Below are 21,724 nucleotides of genomic sequence, written 5' to 3'. Positions count from 1 at the left end.
TTTTTCTATTTCACATAAGTTTCACACACCAGCTTATTTTCGATGACGCGCACCCGTATCCTTCCGCCTTCGATGGTGCAAAAAAATCTGCTGCCGCTCTCTTTGATCCTTTGTACGGCATCCGGGCTCGGATGTCCGTAACGATTATCCTTTCCGGCTGAAGCAACCGTAATTTCCGGCCGGATACACTTCAATAACGCTTCTGCGTTCGCATAGCGCGATCCATGATGATCCGCCTTAAAAACCAAAACCTTATCCCATTTTTCGCGGCGGCTCAGCTGCTCTTCCACATCTGTGGAGATATCTCCACCAAACAGGGCGCGGATATCCCCCTCTTCAAATTGCAGTACCAGACACAGATCATTGACATCCTCCGCTTTATCCGAAGCTTTGGGATACAGACAGCGCATGGCTGCACGTTTGCTTCTTACCGTATCCCCCGCCTGCATATAAAGCACTTTCGTTCCATGGCTGCGGGCCAGTTCTGCCAGCTCTTTTGTCTTTGCTTCTTTTTCCACTGCTTTTGCAAACACCAGATACTCCACACGGTATCCGGACACAAGAACCTCCTTAAGACCGGACACATGATCGGTATCCGTATGACTGACAAACCAGTAAGAAATCTCTGACACTCCTTTTGCCTTTAAAAACGGCAGAATCCGGTACTTTCCCACCTGTTTCACATCGGTGCTCCCACCATCAATAAACATGGAAGTCCCGCCGCCCGTGCACAGATAAATACCGTCTCCCTGTCCCACATCAAGGAAATCAATCTCAAACGATTTCTTCTGTGGAAAAAGAAGAAAAAGCAGAAGAAACGCAATAAAACAGGAAAAAACTATGCCCTGCAGTCGTTTCTTTCTTCGGCTTACACACAGATCTGCCGTTTCCCTGCCGTCTTTGTGCTTTTCATTTCTGCGTGCACAGGCATAGATCGCCAGAAGAAACACTCCAAGCCCCAGGTAATACCAAAAGATCCGCATATGCGCAGGTTTCCCTGTGATCCTCTGCGCACCCGGAATCTTTAAGGAAACCTCACACAGAAACCGGTAACTGTCGAGCATCCAGCCACAGGGCGCAAACAGAACACTCCCCGCAGGCAAAAACACCATCCCCACAATCACCCCAAGCACAGTAAGCCCCAGTAATCCGTTGACCACCGCAAGTACAAACAGGTTTATCAGCATCGCGTACACGGGAATTTCATAATAAGAATATGCGACCAGCGGGATGGTAAACAACTGGATTGCAAAACTTACCAGAATTCCTTCTTTTTGTCTTGAGAAAAATGTTTTTTTGATGTTTTCCTCTCCGGCCTGCTGTCTGCGTTTCCATGAATGTTCCCATTCCAGCAGTACATTGGCTCCCACTCCGATGGCAATCACCGCCATCACGGAAAACACAAATCCGGAATACGATAGCAGAAACGGATTTTCCCACAAAAGTACGAGCACAACAATTCCAAGCGCATTTAACATGTCATAGGCATATCCTGTCACATCCGCAAACAAATAAATCAGACACATGCCCACCGCCCGCTGTGTAGATACCCCGTTTCCGCTTAAAACCGCATAGGAAATCAAAAAAACGGTCGTTGCCAGCGCTGCTGTCACATACTGGGTATGCAGTCGTTTCCGCAGCAGGCGGTACAGTCCCATCCCCAGAAGGGAAATATGAAGTCCGGAAATAGCAAGCACATGGGCGATCCCCGCTCTCTGATACAAAGATTTTATCTCTGCATCCAGATCCCCCTTTTCCCCTAACAGCATCGCAGAAAGCACGCCATCGTCCCGGATAGAATACCGGATCACGTCATTTGCACGCTTTTTCATATTCTGTAGTGCGCACCGGTAACGATCCGGTTTTCCATAGACCCGGCTGATCTTTGTGACCCATATGCCGAAATCAATTTTCTGACTCTGGTAAAACTGCCGGGCATCAAACATCCCTTCATTGGATGCTTCTGTAAATAATGAAATTGTACCCTCAATATTCAGGATTTGTCCAGCCGAATGGCTGGCAGAAGAAACATATGCGATTACATCATTGCATGGCAGTGTCTGCGATTCTGCTTCCACCGTGCAATCTTTTAAATAGTAATAAACGCATCTGGTTTTCGGTTCTATCCGATCAATCTTTCCCGCCAGGCGAACCTCCTGGCCATCTGTGAGTTTCTGCAGGTACTGCTGCCTGAAATCGATCTGTCGCTGCATCTGCAGCATCCCCAAAAGAAACATACCGGGAAGTCCTGCCGCAAACAGAACTTTCCGCATCCCCCGTTCCTTCCATGGAGTGGTATATACCAGTAACAGAACTGCCAGCACACCCCATGCCGGCAGCTGCTCTCTGACACACACAATCCCCAGCAGAAACTCTGTGGCAAGCAAAAGAAATGGTCTTTTCCTCACGCTTTCTTTTCCTATTCCGTAGATTCTACTTTCTCATCGCTTTCTTTTGTGACCAGACGGTCATCTGCCTTGTACATCTTTGATAGTTTATACGTGTAACGGCATTTGCCACTGGTATCTCCGTTGATGGAAATCTGTACTTTATCGATTCCCGTCAGTTCCGTCAGGGAATCCACGATAGAATATAAAACAACAGGTTCTGAGATTTCCTGATTCTGATTCAAAAACATTTCATCCAGATTGACATAGCAGACCCCATCCACCACTGTGATCGTAATCAGTTTCGTCTCCGAAGGAATCGTTGCCAGGAGTCCGCTTTTTCTTGGTCCCTCAATCAGCTGTTCCATCACCAGTTTTTCCAGTGAAATGTTGGAACTGTAATGTACCTCTCTGGTTTCCGGAACCAGTCTGGTACCCGCCTTATTTGAAAAATAAAGTTTCAGTGTTGCTTTCTGGCTGGAATTGATCTGTTCTCCCGGATTTTCCACAAAACTGTCCAGATTCATGGCACCTACATTTGCTCCCGAGGCATCCACAAGTGGTTTTCCATCCACAGTAAAGGTCACATACTGGCTCAGCTGCAACAGTGTCTTTGCAATTGCAGCCCTGGTCAGAATCTCTTCCGTCGGTTTCATATCGTAATATTCCTTGCTGAAATCCACCGTAATCTGATAAGAGATCAGATCTATATTCTGGATTTTTACTTTGCGTGGAATGGTTCTTCGAAGCGTTGCATCCTCCGGCTGTGTCTGCAGATCTTTGAGCAGTTCCTTCACCTGTGCTTTGCCGGATGAAGTATGCTGCAGGGTAATCTTTTTCGCAACAACCTTTGTCAGCTCATTGTTTACATAAAATACAAAATAGTCTTTTTTATCTTCTTTTTTTCCACATCCGGCAGCCATTGTGAGTACCATTGCCACAAGGAGTATGATTGAAATTATTTTTTTTCTCATCTTTTTCCTCCTATGCAATATAGTTGAGCGGAATACGAACATCAAAGGTTGTTCCCTCGCCCATCACAGAATGTACTTTAATTGCGCCGCGATGCATCAGTATGGAATTTCTTGTAATCGCAAGTCCCAGTCCGGTTCCTCCGATCTCACGGGAATGGGATTTATCCACCCGGTAAAATCGTTCGTAAATATGATCCAGAGACTCCTCCGGAATACCGATTCCGGAATCTTCTACTTTCAGGTAGAAATACTGGTGATCCGCATTCAGCGATACGTGTACCCAGCCCTCTCCGTCATTCCGGTTATATTTGATTGCATTCTCCACAAGATTTGTGATCGCAAGCGTGATTTTTACCTCATCCACTTCTGCGGTAACCGGGCGGAAACTCTCAAGGACAAGTTCCACTTTCTGCTTATCCGCAATCGGCTGCAGACGTTTTAAAATCTGCTCTAAAAGTTCATTGATATTGACGGAAGATACATTCAGCCCTGCTGCAGACTTATCCATCTTCACCAGAGAAAGCAGATCGTTGATGATCTTTGTCTCACGCTCAATCTCGTTGGTGATATCTTCCATAAATTCCTGATACAGTTCCTTCGGCGCATCCGGCATGCTATTGATCGAATCCGCCAGCACCTTCATGGATGTCAGCGGTGTCTTTAATTCATGTGACACATTCGATACAAACTCCTGCCGGGAATCATCCATGACTTTAATCCGGCCAAGCATCTGATTGATCTTCTCACAGATTCCCGCCGTCTCCGTGTAATCATTGACCTGAAGATTGTACTCTCCGTATCCGTTTTTGATTGCAGCGATTCCCTCTTCGATCTTCTGCAACGGCTTCAGGAAATACAAAAGCAGAAGGATTGCAAAAAACACAATTGCAATTCCGACCATGACCATAACGATCACCGCCACCTGTCGCATATATGACTGGTTGATCACAATATTGTCCGTAGAAACACTGATCAGCATAACTCCGATCACCGTTTCACTTTTATCATCAGGATCGCTGATCGGGATCGTCATCTCAATGTAATGGTTCTCCGAATCATAATGCACAATATCCTCGCCCTTGAAACTGCGCATGACCTCCTCTGCAATGATCAGCTTATGGTCATCGAGATTATACGTGTCATAATAAACTTTGCAGTTGTCATCCACAACAATGACACGACCATCATAGATGGTCGTGAGCATATCAATCTGTGTCTGAATATTGCTGGACGATACATCCGCCCCCAGCTTCATATATTCACTTGTCGCTATCTGATTTGCCAGAATTTTTGCCTGGCTTAAGATTTCACTTTCCCGGATAGAAACGGCACGCTTTTCGTAATATTTTAAAACTGCTGCCGAAAGAATCAGACTCGGTACGACCGCAATCACAACGATCAAAAGAATCAACCGAAATTTTAAACTTTTTAAGAACTGAAGAAACTGTTTACTCTTCTGCATGGAAAAACCTTTCTGCCTTCTCGTCTATTTCTGGTAATAATAATATCCCACACCCCATTTTGTGTGCACGTATTTCGGTTCACTTGGGTTGGTTTCGATCTTTTCACGCAGACGACGTACATGCACATCCACTGTACGCACGTCTCCCGGATAATCTTTTCCCCAGACCAGTCCGAGCAGATTTTCCCTGCTGTATACTTTATTTTCATTTTTCACAAGAAGTTCCAGCAAATCAAATTCTTTTGCGGTAAGGTTTACTTCCCTGCCTGAAATAAACAGCCGTCTGCTGTCACAGTCCAGACGCAGATCCCCTTTCTCCACAATCGAAGAAACTTCTTTCTTTTCTCTCGGTCCTGCGGTACGACGCATGATCGCTTTGATACGCGCTTTCACCTCAAGAATATTAAACGGCTTTGTGATATAGTCATCGGCACCATAATCAAGTCCCAGAATCTTATCCATATCGTCGCCCTTCGCTGTCAGCATAACAATCGGCATATCAGAAAATTCACGAATCGCCTGACATACTTCGAATCCGTCCATCTTCGGAAGCATGATGTCCAAAAGGATCATATCATACTCATTTGCTTTCGCCATATTCAGCGCTTCTTCTCCATCGTATGCACAATCCACTTCCATCCCGTCCTGTTCAAGACTGAACCGGATTCCTTTTACGATTAATTTCTCATCATCTACTACGAGAACTTTCTTTGCCATATTACACCTCAACGAATCGTTATATAATCTTTCATTTTCTCAAAAAGTGCGCTTTTGATTCCGGATACCTGCATGATATCTTCGACTTTCGCAAACGGCCCGTTTTTCTCCCGGTATGCAAGAATTGCCGCCGCCCGTGTCTCTCCGATTCCCGGAATGGTCACAAGCTGCGTGGCATCCGCCGTATTGATATCAATCCGCCCATCCGATTCTTCCACAGTGGCACCGGCTGCCTCTGCCGATGCTTTCCTCTCCCTTGCCTCTTCCTCTGTGGGAAAATAAATCATCTGTCCGTCCGAAAGCTTCTCAGCAAGATTCCAGTATTCGCGGCTGGCAGCTTTGGTCAGTCCTCCTGCCGCCTCCACCGCATCGCAGATGCGCATACCGTCTTTCAGCTGATAGACACCGGGAGCTGCTACCTCCCCGCATACATATACCTGTACCGTCTGGTCGGATTTTAATGTTTCTTTTTGTTCCGTTCGTTCCGTTTCCACCGTCTGCTCCTGTGTCTGAGTGGTATCCAGATATGGCACTTCCTCCCTGCCACATCCCGTCAGATACAGGCATGTCAGAATCATACAGCACTTTTTTATCCAATGTTTTTTCATCTCATTTCTCCCTTTCCGGGGCGAAACGAGTCTCAATGCATTTCTATTTTAACGATTTTTTGTTACTTTTACAAGTGTAAGTTATTCCTGCACAGAAAGTAATGCTTTTTCCAGCTTTTCAATCATTTCATCCACATGCTGTTTTTCGATGACAAGCGGTGGAACAAAACGAAGGACATCCGCTCCCGCTGTGATCACGATCAGTCCCTGCTCAAGTGCTGCGGCTGCCACTTTTCCAACTGGAAGCTTGCAAACCACACCCTGCATCAGACCTTTGCCTCTGCGTGTTATAAGGAAGTCATATTTTTCTACCAGCTCATCCAGTTTCTGTTCCAGATAAGGCGCTACTTCCTTTACATGACCTAAAATGTCACAGGCTTTAAACTGATCAAATACTGCCGAAACGGCTGCTCCGACAAATGGGTTTCCACCATAGGTCGTTCCGTGGTCTCCCGGTGCCAGCGATTTGTCTGCCACACGCTGTGTCAGGAAAAATGCACCGACCGGCACTCCACATCCGAGTGCTTTTGCACAGGTCATGATATCCGGTTTTACTCCGTAATTCTGCCATGCGAACATCTCGCCGGTACGTCCCATGCCACACTGGATCTCATCTAAGATTAACAGAATATCCTTTTCATCACAGAGCCTGCGCACGCCCTCGATAAATGCAGGATCGGCCGGATAAATTCCGCCTTCTCCCTGTACCGTCTCCATAATAACCGCACAGGTCTTGTCCGTTACCAGTTCTTTTACACTTTCTAAATTGTTATACTCTGCAAATTTCACACCCGGCATGAGCGGAGCAAACGGTTCCTGATAATGGGCATTTCCGGTTACGGAAAGTGCTCCGATACTTCTTCCGTGGAAAGAATGTTTCATGGCAATGATTTCATGGCCGGCATGTCCGTCTCTGGTATATGCATATTTTTTTGCAGCTTTGATGGCTCCCTCAATGGCCTCCGTACCGCTGTTGGTAAAGAAAATACGATCCATTCCGCTGGCTTTTAGTGCTTTCTTTGCCGCCTCAATGGTCGGGACATTGTAATAAAGATTTGACGTATGCAGCAGTTTATCCACCTGATCCTTCAGCGCATTTTTATACGCCTCATTGCTATAGCCCAGCGCACATACGGCGATTCCGGCTGCGAAATCCAGATACGCTTTTTTGTCTGTATCGTAAAGGTATACGCCCTCACCATGATCAAGTACAAGTGAAAAACGATTGTAGGTATGCAGCAGTTCCTGCTCCGCGGTATCAATATATTCCTGTTTATTCATTGTTTATCCACACCTCTTATCTCTTATTCATTGTAAAAATGATGTTCTTCATCACCCAAAATTGCAGTACCGATTCCGCGATTGGTGAAGATTTCCAAAAGCAGACAATGTGCGATTCTTCCATCGAGAATATGCACACGGGATACTCCGTTTTCAATAGCGTCAATGCAGTTATTCAGCTTCGGAAGCATACCGCCGCCGATATATCCGTCTGTAATCAGTTTTCTTGCATCGGAAACCGTAAGTTCGGAAATCAGAGTGGACGGATCTTCCGGATCTTTGTATACTCCCTCGATATTGGTTAAGAATGCCAGTTTCTCTGCGGAAACCGCACGGGCAATCGCACATGCCGCATCATCCGCATTGATATTATATGTATCATAATTGTCATCAAGACCGATCGGGCAGATAATCGGAAGGAAATCTTTCTCCAGCAGATCATACAGAATCTTTGGATTCACTTCCTTTACTTCTCCTACATATCCGATGTCCTGACCATCCGACAATTTCTTTTCCACCTTTAACAGACCACCGTCTTTTCCACTGATGCCGACCGCCTGCACCCCAAGTTCCTGCACCATGGATACAAGTGATTTATTGACACGGTTTAACACCATCTCTGCAATCTCCATGGTAGGCGCATCCGTCTTACGCAGTCCATTGATAAATTCCGGTTCCATTCCTGCTTTGGCAACCCATTTGCTGATCTCCTTGCCACCGCCATGCACAATGATCGGTTTGAATCCAACCAGCTTTAACAGGGTGACATCCTGGATGACCTGTTTTTTCAGTTTCTCATCTACCATCGCTGATCCACCGTATTTTACAACGATAATCTTGCGGTTAAAACGCTGGATATAAGGCAATGCCTCAATCAGCACCTGTGCTTTTTCCAATGCGTTTAAATTCTCACTCATAACATTCTCCTTACTGATTAAATCTCGTAATATTTGCTTCGTTCAATGTAAAATCGTAATAGTTTAAGTCTTCCCGGAAACACCAGCCGGCATCTTTCCAGAAATGATTTCCCAGCTCATTGCTCTTAAATGCGATCAGGCTGACCTTGTTGATTTTTTCTTTCTGCAGGGCGCGCATACATGCGACTGCCATGGCTTTTCCGATTCCGTTCTTCCGGTAATCTTCATGCACACAGACATGATACAGACATCCGCGTCTCCCGTCATGTCCGCAGAGAATGGCTCCCACGATCTTTCCATCTGCTACCGCTACCATACTCGTGGTCGGATTTCTTTTTAAAAACCGCTCCACTCCTTCTTTGGAATCATCGATGGAACGGATTCCAAAACCGTGGATGCCCATCCACAACGCATACACCTCATCATAATCTTCCAGCGTCATCACACGGATTGTATATTCTTTACTCATTATTCACCTCATTATAGAGCTCATTGTATGAAAGTTCCGCTTACGCGGAAACAATGAGCGTAGGAAATGCATCAAACAGATGCCTTTCATTATGGAAACATCGGAACCATGGAAAGTCCTTCTGCCTCATCAAATCCGAACAGCAGATTCATGTTCTGTACGGCCTGTCCGGCTGCACCCTTGACCAGATTGTCCAGTGCACCCATCATCACAACTCTGCCGGTACGCTCATCAATGACAAAGTTTACGTCCACGTAATTGCTGCCCTCTACCCACTTGGTCTCCGGGCAGACACCTTTCTTTAATACACGCACGAAACGTTCCTTTGCATAATATTTATCGTAAGCAGCCTTCAGTTCCTCATAGGAAGGATAGGTACCATCCGGCTTTTTGATCAGGGTTGCATACTCTGTCGCAAGAATTCCGCGGTTCATCGGAACCAGATGCGGTGTAAAATTCACGGTAATCTCTTTTCCTGCCGCATAGCCGAGCTGCTCCTCAATCTCCGGTGTATGTCTGTGTGTTGTCACACCGTATGCTTTCATGCTCTCGTTCACTTCGCAGAACAGGTTCGGTGTCTTTGCCCCACGTCCCGCTCCGGAAGTACCGGATTTTGCATCAATAATCAATGTATCCGGATCAATCAGTCCCTCTTTTACCAGCGGATATGCTGTCAGAATGGAACAGGTCGTATAACATCCCGGATTTGCAATCAGACGGGTCTGGGTGGTCACCTTATCACGGTTAATCTCACAGAGTCCGTAAACGGCTTCCTTAATAAACTGTGGGCTTTTATGCTCAATCTTATACCATTTTTCATAGGTAGCAACATCTTTGATTCGAAAATCCGCACTCAGATCAATGATCTTTACCTTATTTAAAATATCCTCATTCAGCACACCTGCCAGAAATCCCTGTGGTGTTGCCGTGAAAATCACATCCACGCGGGAAGCAAGCTCATCCATGTTATCACCCAGACAGTCTGCATCGATAAGTTCAAAAAAGTTTCTGTAAATATCTGCATAATTTTCATCGATATAGCTTCTTGATCCAAACCATTCGATCTGTGCCTCTTTATGATTCAATAAAATACGCACCAGTTCTGCTCCTGCATAACCGGTCGCTCCGATAATTCCTACCTTTACCATGTTTCTTACCTTTTCTTTCTTTTAAAAATATGATTCTATCCTATAATAGTCCATCTTTTTCCATCCGTAAATAGCAAATATTCACAAATTTATGTATATTTATGCAATTTTATGTATATTTTTTCACTTGTGTTTTCATTTGGATTGATGTATAGTAGGGTTAGTCGTACGAGAGCGTACAATTCCATATAGAAAGAAAGGATACAATCTTATGAAAGAAAAAGTTGTTTTAGCTTACTCCGGCGGACTCGATACTACCGCTATTATCCCTTGGTTAAAGGAGACTTATGGTTATGAGGTTGTCTGCTGCTGTATCAACTGCGGACAGGGCGAAGAATTAGACGGACTGGAAGAAAGAGCCAAATTATCCGGCGCTTCTAAATTATATATCGAAGATATCACAGATGAGTTCTGTGACGATTACATCGTACCTTGTGTACAGGCTGGTGCTGTATATGAGCACAAATACTTATTAGGTACTGCCATGGCACGTCCTGGTATCGCAAAGAAACTGGTAGAGATCGCCAGAAAAGAAAACGCTGTTGCAATCTGCCACGGTGCTACCGGAAAAGGAAATGACCAGATCCGTTTCGAGCTTGGTATCAAAGCACTTGCTCCGGATATCAAAATCATTGCTCCTTGGCGTGATGACAAGTGGCAGATGGATTCCCGTGAGGCAGAGATCGCATACTGCAAAGCACACGGAATCGATCTTCCATTCGGCACAGACCAGAGTTACAGCCGTGACCGTAACTTATGGCATATCAGCCATGAAGGACTTGAGCTGGAGAATCCTGCAAACGAGCCAAATTATGATCATCTTCTGGTTCTTGGTGTTTCCCCTGAGAAAGCTCCGGACGAAGGCGAATATGTAACCATGACATTTGAAAAGGGTGTTCCAAAAACTGTAAACGGAAAAGAAATGAAAGTTTCCGATATCATCCGTGAATTAAACCGTCTCGGTGGAAAGCACGGTGTCGGCATCATCGATATCGTAGAAAACCGTGTCGTTGGTATGAAATCCCGTGGTGTATATGAGACTCCTGGCGGAACGATCCTTATGGAAGCACATGACCAGCTGGAAGAATTGGTTCTCGACCGCGATACCTTATCTGCAAAGAAAGAGATGGGCAACCGTCTTGCCAATGTTGTATACGAAGGAAAATGGTTCACTCCTCTTCGCGAAGCAATCCAGGCATTTGTTACTTCTACCCAGAAGTATGTCACCGGTGAAGTAAAATTCAAGCTCTACAAAGGAAACATCATCAAAGCCGGCACAACTTCTCCATACTCTCTCTACAGTGAGTCTCTGGCAAGTTTCACAACCGGTGATCAGTACGATCATCACGATGCAGACGGATTCATCACACTGTTCGGACTTCCTCTGAAAGTTCGTGCAATGATGCTGCAGAATGTAGATAAAAAAGATCTGGATAAATAAATCCCCAGAATAAAAGAAGCACCGCAGTCGCGGTGCTTCTTTTATTTTTTCGATTGTTACCCGGATTTTATTCTGCCGGAAACCAGGAAGCAAGCTTTACTTTGCTGCTGCCATCTGCCTTATAGCAGTAAACTGCAAGTTTCTCAGTCACATCAGCTCCCTTGTACGGAACATTTGCTTCCACGAATACATAATTTCCACAAACCGAGTATTTTTCAATGCCAAGTTTAAAGGATGCCACAAGGTTTTTCTTTCCCGTCCTGTTATCTGTCCGGTAGAGTTTCGTCTGCATGTACCGATCCTTTCCTGTCGTACTATAGGTATATGTTCCATCATTGACAGCTTCCAGTGAAACACTCAGATAATTTTCATCCTTAACCGCAAAGGCCTCTCTCTGATAACTGTTTCCCTCCAGATCATAAAATGTCTTGTTCTCGTTTTCCTTGGTATAGTAAATCTTTCCCTCACTCTGAAACAGGGAATACCGATAAGCATCTCCGCTGTTTACAATCTGTGCAACTTTCTTTTTATCCGTTCCGTCCGTCTTCATGCTCATAACGGTTCCGGTATCTTCCGAATAATTCATGCCATCTTCACTTTTACTTTTCAGTGCCAGATAATAAATCCGTCCATCTACAAGCTGTGGATCACGTCCGATCGCAAGTTTCTTTGCGGATTTCCCGTCTTTAGCGATCCGGTAAATATATTCTTTCGTTGCATCGGTTCCATAGTAACGGTCCCAGGTTGCATAAATATATTTCTTATCCACAGATAACTGGGAAAAACCATTGCTTCCCTTTTTGTTTTTCCCTATTTTGTAGGAATATACCTCACTCTTTTTGCCTGTTTTGGTGTTGTATTTCATAATTCCCATACGCACACCCATCATTTCAAACGCATAATACAGGTTCTTTCCATCCGAAACCGTACATGACGTACCCTTCATCAACGGTTTTGCCTCCGTCTGCACGTCCGTGTGGATCGGCATCACCTCATTATCATACGATACCTGACCGGTCTGTTCCGTTGTATCTGCAAAAGCTGTAACCGAAGGCATCACCGCACACCCTGTAAAAGTGATCGCTCCTGCCAGTGTCGAGGCAGCCATTGTTTTTTTAAACTGATTCCAAGATTTTTGTCTCATCATCCAAGACCTCCATTCCTATCTGTCTTTCATTTCGTCTGCATTGTACTCCCGCTTTTTCAGGAACGCAAGCTGTATCTGAAAAAGATAAGAATTTCATAAGAATCGTAACATCTTCTTAAAATATTAAGCCCAAAGTCCCATTGCCCGTGCGATCATGGCAAGAAGAAACAGGTGTGCCGGATAGAATATATAAAAGAAATACTTCATCTGTTTTCCCCTGGTTCCATCGTAAAAATAAATCGGTATCATATCTAAAAATGCTGCCGCTTCAATGATACTTGCCAGCAGGGTTAAAACAAGAACACCGATCCCCATTCCCTTCACTTTCTTCGGATAAAACATGTAAATTGCAAAAATTGTCACAATTCCCGACAAATCGTAATCTGTACGGAAAAGAAGTGCCAGAAATCCCCCGGCCGCAACTGTCACAATGATAAGAATCACACGGATGGCTGCTGCTTTTTCCCCGTAAACATCCGCCACAAACTTCTGTTTTATCCCTTCAACACCCCAGATCACCAAAAGTCCGAACAGCAAAGTAAAAAAGACATTGTTGCTGGAAAAATCCCACATTCTCCTGCTGAATGCCAGGTCAAACGGAACCTCGGAAATCAGTGCAAACAAAAAAAGCCTTCCCGCATATTTTGCCCTGCTGCGTGTATGGTAAAATCCCTCTACCAGAAGAAAACAGTAAATCGGAAACGCAGCTCTTCCAATAATGCGCATGAAAAATGCGGGGGCTTCCAGTCCCGGAATCTGTTCTAAAATAACGGCTGACGTGTGATCAATCAGCATGGAAATTACAGCAATCAGCTTTAACCAATAGCCGGAAATCCCCGGTTGTTTTGTTTCCATAACCATTCTCCTTTTTGTCATTATTTTGCAAGAAGCTGTTGAATTTCTTCTTTATATGGAGGAATCGTCTTTTTTGTCTCCCCCTCTGCACAAAGCCATGGCGTTTCCAAAATCTTTGGAATTTCCATAAAACGTGGATCATGAACCAGACGATGCAACGTCTCAAATCCAATGGTTCCCTGCCCGATATTGGCATGACGGTCTTTGTGTGCCCCAAGTGGATTTAAACTGTCATTGATATGAAAGACCGCAATCTGGTCGAGTCCGATCACCTGATCAAAATGTTTAAAAACACCATCGTAATCATGCACCAGATCATACCCGGCATCGTTTACATGACAGGTATCAAAACAGACTCTCAACCGCTCCTTTTTGTTCACTCCATCATAGATTGCCTTAATTTCTTCAAAGGTTCTTCCAATCTCACTGCCCTTTCCTGCCATCGTTTCCAGAGCAATAAATACCTCATCCTCGTTCTCATCCAGCACCATATTCAGCCCGCGGACAGTCTGTGCAATTCCGGCCTCTGCACCCGCATCCAGCGCGGACCCCGGATGTAACACCAGGATATGACTTCGCATAGCAGCCGTGCGCCGGATCTCCTTTTCCAGAAACTGTACAGCCAGTTCAAATGTCTCCGGCTTTACGGTATTTGCCAGATTGATGATATAAGGCGCATGAACCACAATCTCCCGGATTCCGGCCTGTTTTGCATAGGCCCATCCTGCCTCAATATTCAGATCTTTGATTTCTTTTCTGCGGGTATTCTGTGGTGCACCCGTATAGAGCATCAACACATTTGCTCCGTAGCTTTCTGCCTCCTTTACGGACGCTAAAAACATCTCTTTTCCTGCCATTCTCACATGGGAACCGATTTTAATTTCTTCCATCTTATGATATATCCTCTGCTCTGAGCTTTTTTTTCTGCTGATGTGCGGTAATTGCAATCAGCACTTTTTGTGGTATAAATCTTCCACAGGTTGTCACGGCTTTTAGCGTCAACGTAGGAACAATCACTACTTTGCGCCTTTTCATCTGCTTTAAAGCATATCTAACACAATATTCCGGAGTAATTCCTGCCAGTGCAAACTCTACATTTGCAACGGCATTAAATTCTGTATTCACCGGTCCGGGACATAATGCCCCCACATACACGCGGCTGCCTCTCTGTTTCAGTTCGAGTGCCACGGCACGTGTCAGGCTGGCTATATAAGCTTTGGTCGCATAATAGGCGGCCATATAAGGCCCTGCCGGAAGAAGTCCCGCCGAGGAAGCCACATTTAAGATGTAACCGCCCTCCTGCTTCTCCATACGGCGAAGCATCAGCTTCATAAGAAGATGCATAGCCTTAACATTTACATCAATCATCTGCATTTCCTTATCTGCGTCCGTCTCCAGAAAGCTGCCACAGTCACCGAATCCCGCATCGTTAATCAATATCCCGACTGGCAGCTTCTCGATCTGCTGCATCAGGTGATAACAGGCTTCTTTTTGTGACAAATCCGCCGATATCACGATGCTCTCGGTTCCCTTCTTTTGTAATTCCTGCGCCAGTTCCTGTAACCGGTCCTCTCTGCGTGCAACCAGTACCAGACGATACCCCTCTGCTGCAAGCTGCCGTGCAAACGCCATACCGATTCCGGAGCTTGCCCCTGTGATCACTGCATATGATTTCTTCATTTTGCCTCCTCCTTAATGTATCACGAGTATAGCACAGTGACACATGAAAGTCCAATAAAAATCAGGGCTTACAGAGGTTCTCCCTCCATAAGCCCCGATAGCAGATAATGAGTAATTTATTGATATTTTCTTACTTTACAGTTACCTTAATGGTTACGATTTTCTTTGTTCCATCTTTTAAGGTAACGGTTGCCGTTACTTTTCCGGTTCCCTTCTTCTTTCCTTTAATCTTTCCGTTTTTATTTACGGAAACCACAGACTTCTTGGAAGACTTATAGGTAATCTTTGCAACATTTTCCATATTCAGTTTCTTGCTCCACTGGAATACGGTTGTCTTTTTTACACCAATATTTACTGTGCTCTTTGCAGATGCGATAGTCTTTGCAATCTGCTTTGCAGCTGCCTTAACTTCTGCCTGTGTCTTTAAGACGTATACGCCACGGTCTTTGAAAGTCAGTGATACGGAACCGTCCTTTGTAACCTTATACGATTTCTTATTCACAAGAACCAGTTCTCCGGTCTTTTCGTCTTTCTTCATGACTGCAAGTTTTGCACCTGCTTTGACGTCTGCTGCATTTACCTGTACGGTGTATGCAGTGGTTCCATCTGCTTTCTTGACTTCCTGTGTGATGGTTACGTCTTTCGTTCCGGCAGCTTCTGTTACAGCTTGGATCACATCGGCATTTACGGTTGCTTTCACGCCTGTTTTGCTTGCCTTTCCAGTTGCTGCTACTGCTGCCTCTGCGGTTACTTTTCCGCTTGCATCCTTTGTGACTATTACGGTTGCAGTCGTTCCTTCCGGAAGTTTTTCTGCAGGAATAACAATCTCTGTCGTTGTTGTATCCTTTTTGGTATCTTCAGAAGGCTTGGTTTCGGTTGTTGTGCTTCCGCTGGAAGAACCGCCGTTGATACTTGAATTATTTTTCAGAACAACGGTACCACCATCTGTTGCCGCTGGAATGATCACTTTAATCTTTCCGTTACTTACCGTATATGTTTTTCCAGAATACAGATTCTTCAAAACAGTTCCATTATTTTCACTAACCGGAATTTCTACAGTCTGTGCAACATCTTTGATATTTAAACCAACATATAATTTTGTTCCTTTGTAGCTTCTGGATACAATATCATAACCATTTTCATCAGATGCTAAAATTGTTTTTCTGTCACCCCTTGCGAATACATCTGTATATGCATTACGGATGGAAAGCATCTTCTTATAATGCTGATAGGTCTTATTGTCACTGTTTACCATTGTCCAGTCAAAATCATAACGGTTTGTCTGATATGGATAATTATTTAATCCCGTCAGACCGATCTCTTCCCCATAGTAAATAACCGGCTGTCCTTTTGCAGTAATCTGCAGGCTTGCGGCTACCATGGATGCCGCAGTTGCTGCATCTTCAGCCATTCCACCATCCAAAAGTTTCTTCTTAAATCCATCCTCGTCATGACTTCCAAGGAACTGACCTGTCATATATGTATTGTTTAATCCACTATTTCTGGATGTCAGGAAACTTTCTACGGAAGAAATATTTCCCTTTACAAAATTAGTTGCCTGATCATTAAAATCAAAATCCAGATCCGAATCCATTTCTCCGGTTCCTAAAGTATTGCCATTAGAAGCATAGCCTCCTCCTGCATACTCTCCAATCATCTTAAAATCTGAATCTACTTCCGTCAGAGCATTTTTTAATTCTGCCCAAGTATCGTTTTCCACATGTTTAACTGTATCAACACGGAAATAGTCGATGCCAAAATCTTTCACCCACTGGGTCTGCCACTTGACAAGCTGTGCGCTGACCGCAGGATCTTCTGTTCTAAAATCTGGTAAATTACTTAAGGAATCTTTCTGGTCACTTCCGGATACAATATCGTCTCCGCTTCGGATCATATCACCAAAATCCGTATCATATCCTGCATGGTTAACCACAATATCTACCATAATACGAATACCGCGGTTATGTGCCTGATCGATCAATGTCTGGAATTCTTCTTCTGTTCCAAGCGTTGGGTTCAGCTTTGTAAAATCGCTTGCCCAATATCCATGGTATGCAGCATTGTACGGAACATCTTCTTTTCCCGTGTCAGTTACCGTAACTCCCGGAATATTTTCTACAATAGGAGTAATCCAGATTGTATTAATTCCCAAATCCTCTAAATAGTCTAACTTTTGTGTAATTCCTGCGAAATCACCACCATGATACAGACCTGCATTATCCTTTCCGTAAGTCTTTGCTCCGCTTGCTGTATTGTTTGATTCATTTCCATCAAAGAAACGATCCGTTACCATAAAATAAATAACTGATTCATCCCAGTCAAAATCATCTGCATTCTTCTTGTTACGTGCAGCAACTTCCACCTGTACACTTGTGGTATACTCATTTCCATACTGATCTGTTACAACAATTGGCAATGTCTTTTTTCCTAATGTTGTATCAGTTGTAGCTGAAATTGTTACAGCCTGTAAATCTGGTACAATTGCTAATGCACTACTTCCACCTAAAGAAGAAACATCAATGCTTGCAGATGCAACTTCTAATTTCTTCGTATCATTCTTGTCCTGATTTACCGTGAATTTTACAACATTATTCTCGTTATAATTAAATGAAGCGTTCATTACTTCTGCCTGAATAGAAGCATTCAGTTTATAATACTCAATATAAGAATAATCGTTTCCCGCTTTTTGTTCCTGCTTATCGTTATATTTATCTAAAATATATTCATCCCCGACTTTATAACGATAATATGTACATCCGCTTTCTAGTTTGTTATAGTTATACTCAAAACGCTTATTCCCAGCATTATAAGTCATTTCATATTCCGTACCATTGATATCTACAGATACCTTCATATCTGCAAGCTTATCATCAATTAAGGCGTTATCATCCCGATAATAAAATGCAATCTTATTTTCTTTTGGAAGGACTTCATATCCCTTATTGTATGGAGCACCTAATACAGGTTCTTCGCCCTGTTTCATGTTCGCACATACAACATTCTGATCCTCTGGAAATGCAATAGAATGATCTCCACCATCCTTGACCCAGTCCTTACCAGAAGAATCCAGTGCAATAACGAAATCAACTTTTGTGCAGCTTGATTTTACCGGAACCTTAATTTTCCATTTTCCAGCTCCTGCGGATTCAAATTTTTTCAATTCTGCCGCAAAACCAGTAGTCCACGAATAAAACTCCGGATTGGTTGTTAAAGTATCATTTTCATATTCCAGATAAAAATATCTTGGATCTTCTTTGGTAATGGTAGGTTTTTCGGTAACTGGAGTCTTTCCAAACACATACCATAATGTTACCTCTGATTCTTTCTCGTCAATAACGTAATACCTATTTCCGTCCTGTCCATTCCATGAAGTTGATCCCGCCACTGGTTTTCCAATAATTCCAAGCGAATTAAACGAAACATAAGTTGTTCCCTGTAACCAAGTCACATTATTTTCTGTGTCTTCTATCGTATTATTTAAAGGAACAAATTCCTTTTCAGCACCCTTTTTATTATATATATATACATCAGATACACCAGCTTTCATTTCAAAATCTGGAGAATACATATAAATCGTTACTTTATACTGTTTTTCCACAACATTAACAATAACATCTGACGTTTCATTACCAGCAGTTGCGGTTAACTCAACAGTTTTTATTCCACTGCCTTTTTTCACATTGATTGTTTCATCTTTCAATGTAACCTTATCACTTAAAGAAGGGTCTTTTAATGTATATGAAACTGTTTCATCACTGCTTGTTCCATCATCGCCATAAAGCTTTAATGTTTTCGGAAGTTCGAGATCCTTACCAGCCAAAGCTTCCATATTTTTTGATTCAAGTCCCGGAACTACTAATCTACTATTGCCATCTGTCATGGCATCATTTGCAGGGTCTGTGATCCAGCTAGTCCCAATTTTATACTTATACCCATATATTCCTGGATTTTGTTTTTGAACTGTTACTGTGAATTTATCTCCTTCCTTTTCCATTGATAATCCATTATCCCAGTTCGTTCCTGCGACAGTTCCCATAAGCCGAACATCTTCTGCATCTTTATATTCGCCTGTTGCATCCAGATTAAATGTAACGGTACGGTCCTCATTTACAACCGGACTCTGTACTTTTATAACCGGTTTTACTGGTGCGCTGCTTGTAGATTCCGTCCACCCTTCCGGTTTCTTTTCACTGATTACCGTTTCCCCTTTTTCGCCAGTAACCCACTTTTCTACTTTAGAACCATTTTCCGTAAATCCAATATTATCTGTTTGTTTTCCATTTCCTTTATTATTAAATATACAATGGAATTCCTCATCTGAATTTGTGCTAATTGTAAAGCTATACCAGCCTTCATTTTCTGAATCTTCTTCTACTTCAGCTCCTGGCCAGCTATTTGCATAACCATAACCATCAACAGCCGTCCAGCTCTTTCCTTCGGCTATTTTCGTATAAACAGCCTCCCAATTTGTAGAATTTTTGAAGTGCATAATAATTTGTCTGCTGCCTTCTGCTTTTGCCTGTACCGCCCCAATCGGCAAAAGTGTCAGAACCATCGCAATTGCAAGTAAAAAACTTACAAAACGGTTCTTTGTTGAAAACCTTCTCTCTCCCATTTTTTCCTCCTTTTGAATGATATTTCGGGTTTTTTCGGTTTTCATTATACTTGAAAATGTATACGAAATAAAGTTGGAAAAACTGCCAAAAAACCTCTGGAAATTTTGTCTAAAAATTCCAGAGGTTTTTTTAACTTATTATACACATTGTATATTCATGTTTATTGCTGCAGTACCAGCTCGCGCCCTGTCACATCCAGCTCCATGCTCTGTGGATCTTTTTTATACTGCTCAAGCACGGTCAGCCACAGCATATGTACTTCGTAGATCAGCATCTGATCCGCCTCCACTGCATACGGAGCTAAAACATCCACATCGAAGAAGCGGATGCCAAGCGGTGGCAGAAAAATCAAATTGCAGGACTTCTTTTTCTCTCCGCAGGTGTAGATCTGCTCATAAGAAACCAATAGAAATTCTTTTTCCTGATCCATACAGTGATAGGAAACAAAACACTCATCAATCACCCATGTCTCTCCCTCTTCGGTTTCCACTGGTTTCTTCGCCGGATCGTTGTACTCGGTAGTCTGGCACTGAATATCCCAGTGCAGTTTTCCTTCCCGCGTTTTTTGTATCATATCGGTCACTTTACGGACCAACTGTTCTTCCTTTTTCTTCATTCTTATGCCTGCTCTCTCACATAAATCTGTGACAGATTATTCATGATCGCCGCTGCGACATCCGGTTTATTCATGGAATAAATATGAATGTGGTTGACTCCATTGGCAATCAGATCAATGATCTGCTCGGTTGCATAGGCAATTCCTGCCTGCTTCATGGCTGCAGGGTTGTCCCCAAACCGATCCACAATGCTTAAAAATTTGGCAGGAACCAGATTTCCGGTCAGGGAAATCGTTCTCTTCACCTGTGCTGCATTGGTAACCGGCATGATTCCGGCAGTCACCGGAACATCAATTCCTTTAGCAAGTGCCTTATATAGGAAACGATAATAAATGTTATTGTCGAAAAACATCTGTGTGGTCAGATATTCACAGCCTGCATCCACTTTTTCTTTCAGATGATCCAGATCTTCATTCATATTGGCAGCCTCCGGATGTCCCTCCGGATAACATGCACCGCCGATACAGAAGTCTCCTGCCTCTTTGATCTCACGAATCAGCTCAATCGCATGGTGATACTGATCCGGAAGCGGAAAATCCGTGTTTGTCGGAATATCCCCGCGAAGTGCAAGGATGTTTTCGATTCCGCGCTCTTTCAGCTCATGGATTACAGTATGTACCTTTTCTCTTGTGGAAGAGACGCAGGTCAGATGTGCGATTGCCGGCACCCCATAAGAGTTGATCGCATCTGCGATCTCTACGGTATAATCACTCGTTCCGCCGGTTGCTCCATATGTACAGCTGATATATGCCGGTTTCAGCTTTGCGATTTCTGCTGCGATTGCCTTGTAATTCTGCAGCTGTGCTCCCTGTTTTGGCGGGAAAATCTCACATGAGATTGTCACCTCATTCTTCTTTAAAATTTCCGATACTTTCATATTTTTCTCCTGTTGTTAAAATTTTCGAAGCTCATCTGTGCCGTCATCCATAGTATTGACAATACGCTTAATCTGCACAAAATAGGAATAATTATCATTTACATGAACTTCACAGCGATCTCCGACTTTATGCCCGAAAATAGCTGCGCCAAGCGGTGATTCCCTGCTGATCAGATTTTTCAGTGAATTACTTCTGACTGTTGTCACCAGTTTATATGTTTCCGTCACATCGTCCTCTTCAAAATAAATATCGACGGTATTGTTCATTCCAACTTCATCTTCCGGAGAATCTTCAGAAACAATCACTGCTGTCTTGATCATTTTTTCCAGATAACGGATACGGCTTTCATTTTCGTTTTTAAACTTTTTGGCTGCCTTATATTCAAAATTTTCGCTCAGGTCTCCCTGGGCACGTGCTTCTTTTACATCTTCGAGGGCTTCCTTCCGAACCACCAGCTTCCGGTGCTCAATCTCTGCCTCCATTTTTTCAATATCCTTTTTTGTTAATTCATCATGCATATTCTGCCT

At 43.5% G+C, this 21,724-nt stretch carries 18 protein-coding genes; 1 reads left to right on the top strand and 17 read right to left on the bottom strand.

Translation table 11 applies throughout. The features are described 5' to 3' along the window. Window positions 1-5: 5 nt before the first annotated feature. The 9 genes from M72_RS12825 to argC all read right to left on the bottom strand — a co-directional run bounded on the left by M72_RS12825 (window position 6) and on the right by argC (window position 9,963). Window positions 6-2,408, bottom strand: coding sequence for a DNA internalization-related competence protein ComEC/Rec2 (locus M72_RS12825; protein WP_055068493.1), 2,403 nt, complete (start codon window positions 2,406-2,408; stop codon window positions 6-8). Window positions 2,409-2,419: 11 nt separating this feature from the next. After that, entirely contained in the window at window positions 2,420-3,361 is a 942-nt protein-coding gene (locus tag M72_RS12820; protein ID WP_022046416.1) for a GerMN domain-containing protein, read from the bottom strand. A gap of 10 nt (window positions 3,362-3,371) precedes the next feature. Continuing rightward, the gene (locus M72_RS12815) at window positions 3,372-4,823 is read right to left on the bottom strand and encodes a sensor histidine kinase (RefSeq protein WP_022046415.1); all 1,452 of its coding nucleotides are present in this window, start codon (window positions 4,821-4,823) and stop codon (window positions 3,372-3,374) included. Between the two features lie 24 nt (window positions 4,824-4,847). Then, window positions 4,848-5,540, bottom strand: a complete 693-nt coding sequence (locus M72_RS12810) for a response regulator transcription factor (protein WP_022046414.1) — start codon at window positions 5,538-5,540, stop codon at window positions 4,848-4,850. An 8-nt stretch (window positions 5,541-5,548) separates the two neighbouring features. Continuing rightward, entirely contained in the window at window positions 5,549-6,148 is a 600-nt protein-coding gene (locus tag M72_RS12805; protein WP_055068492.1) for a ComEA family DNA-binding protein, read from the bottom strand. Between the two features lie 81 nt (window positions 6,149-6,229). Beyond that, window positions 6,230-7,429, bottom strand: a complete 1,200-nt coding sequence (locus M72_RS12800; RefSeq protein WP_055068491.1) for an aspartate aminotransferase family protein — start codon at window positions 7,427-7,429, stop codon at window positions 6,230-6,232. Window positions 7,430-7,452: 23 nt separating this feature from the next. Further along, on the bottom strand, window positions 7,453-8,346 hold the full coding sequence (gene argB, locus M72_RS12795; RefSeq protein ID WP_055068490.1) for an acetylglutamate kinase: 894 nt from the start codon (window positions 8,344-8,346) through the stop codon (window positions 7,453-7,455). 10 nt (window positions 8,347-8,356) lie between these two features. Then, entirely contained in the window at window positions 8,357-8,815 is a 459-nt protein-coding gene (locus M72_RS12790; RefSeq protein WP_055068489.1) for a GNAT family N-acetyltransferase, read from the bottom strand. An 89-nt stretch (window positions 8,816-8,904) separates the two neighbouring features. Continuing rightward, the gene (gene argC, locus M72_RS12785; protein WP_055068488.1) at window positions 8,905-9,963 is read right to left on the bottom strand and encodes an N-acetyl-gamma-glutamyl-phosphate reductase; all 1,059 of its coding nucleotides are present in this window, start codon (window positions 9,961-9,963) and stop codon (window positions 8,905-8,907) included. A gap of 211 nt (window positions 9,964-10,174) precedes the next feature. Here argC and M72_RS12780 point away from each other — a divergent pair, with 211 nt between their 5' ends. Beyond that, window positions 10,175-11,404 carry an argininosuccinate synthase gene (locus M72_RS12780; RefSeq protein WP_022046408.1) on the top strand — a complete coding sequence of 410 codons (1,230 nt, stop codon included), beginning with the start codon at window positions 10,175-10,177 and terminating at the stop codon, window positions 11,402-11,404. 67 nt (window positions 11,405-11,471) lie between these two features. Here the strand turns inward: M72_RS12780 and M72_RS12775 are convergent, their stop codons facing one another. From M72_RS12775 to M72_RS12740, 8 genes are all read right to left on the bottom strand, one after another. Then, window positions 11,472-12,551 carry a hypothetical protein gene (locus M72_RS12775; protein WP_022045732.1) on the bottom strand — a complete coding sequence of 360 codons (1,080 nt, stop codon included), beginning with the start codon at window positions 12,549-12,551 and terminating at the stop codon, window positions 11,472-11,474. A 123-nt stretch (window positions 12,552-12,674) separates the two neighbouring features. Next, a complete protein-coding gene (locus M72_RS12770) occupies window positions 12,675-13,406 on the bottom strand; it encodes a TraX family protein (RefSeq protein WP_055068487.1) in 732 nt (243 codons plus the stop codon). Window positions 13,407-13,426: 20 nt separating this feature from the next. Next, complete coding sequence (locus M72_RS12765) at window positions 13,427-14,296, bottom strand: deoxyribonuclease IV (RefSeq protein ID WP_055068486.1); 870 nt, start codon at window positions 14,294-14,296, stop codon at window positions 13,427-13,429. A 1-nt stretch (window position 14,297) separates the two neighbouring features. After that, window positions 14,298-15,086, bottom strand: a complete 789-nt coding sequence (locus tag M72_RS12760) for an SDR family NAD(P)-dependent oxidoreductase (protein WP_055068485.1) — start codon at window positions 15,084-15,086, stop codon at window positions 14,298-14,300. Window positions 15,087-15,216: 130 nt separating this feature from the next. Beyond that, window positions 15,217-19,701 carry an alpha-amylase family glycosyl hydrolase gene (locus M72_RS12755; protein ID WP_055068484.1) on the bottom strand — a complete coding sequence of 1,495 codons (4,485 nt, stop codon included), beginning with the start codon at window positions 19,699-19,701 and terminating at the stop codon, window positions 15,217-15,219. Window positions 19,702-19,862: 161 nt separating this feature from the next. Beyond that, window positions 19,863-20,318: a hypothetical protein gene (locus M72_RS12750; protein ID WP_055068483.1), complete on the bottom strand. Its 456-nt coding sequence runs from the start codon at window positions 20,316-20,318 to the stop codon at window positions 19,863-19,865. Window positions 20,319-20,320: 2 nt separating this feature from the next. Then, window positions 20,321-21,196: a methylenetetrahydrofolate reductase [NAD(P)H] gene (metF, locus tag M72_RS12745; RefSeq protein ID WP_022045132.1), complete on the bottom strand. Its 876-nt coding sequence runs from the start codon at window positions 21,194-21,196 to the stop codon at window positions 20,321-20,323. 15 nt (window positions 21,197-21,211) lie between these two features. After that, on the bottom strand, window positions 21,212-21,715 hold the full coding sequence (locus M72_RS12740) for a GreA/GreB family elongation factor (protein ID WP_022045131.1): 504 nt from the start codon (window positions 21,713-21,715) through the stop codon (window positions 21,212-21,214). Window positions 21,716-21,724: the final 9 nt, after the last annotated feature.

This window comes from Roseburia faecis (assembly GCF_001406815.1).
In the GTDB taxonomy this organism is placed as follows: domain Bacteria; phylum Bacillota; class Clostridia; order Lachnospirales; family Lachnospiraceae; genus Roseburia; species Roseburia faecis.
The sequence above is the reverse complement of the archived record's forward strand: the minus strand, read 5'-3'. Positions and strand labels throughout refer to the sequence as shown.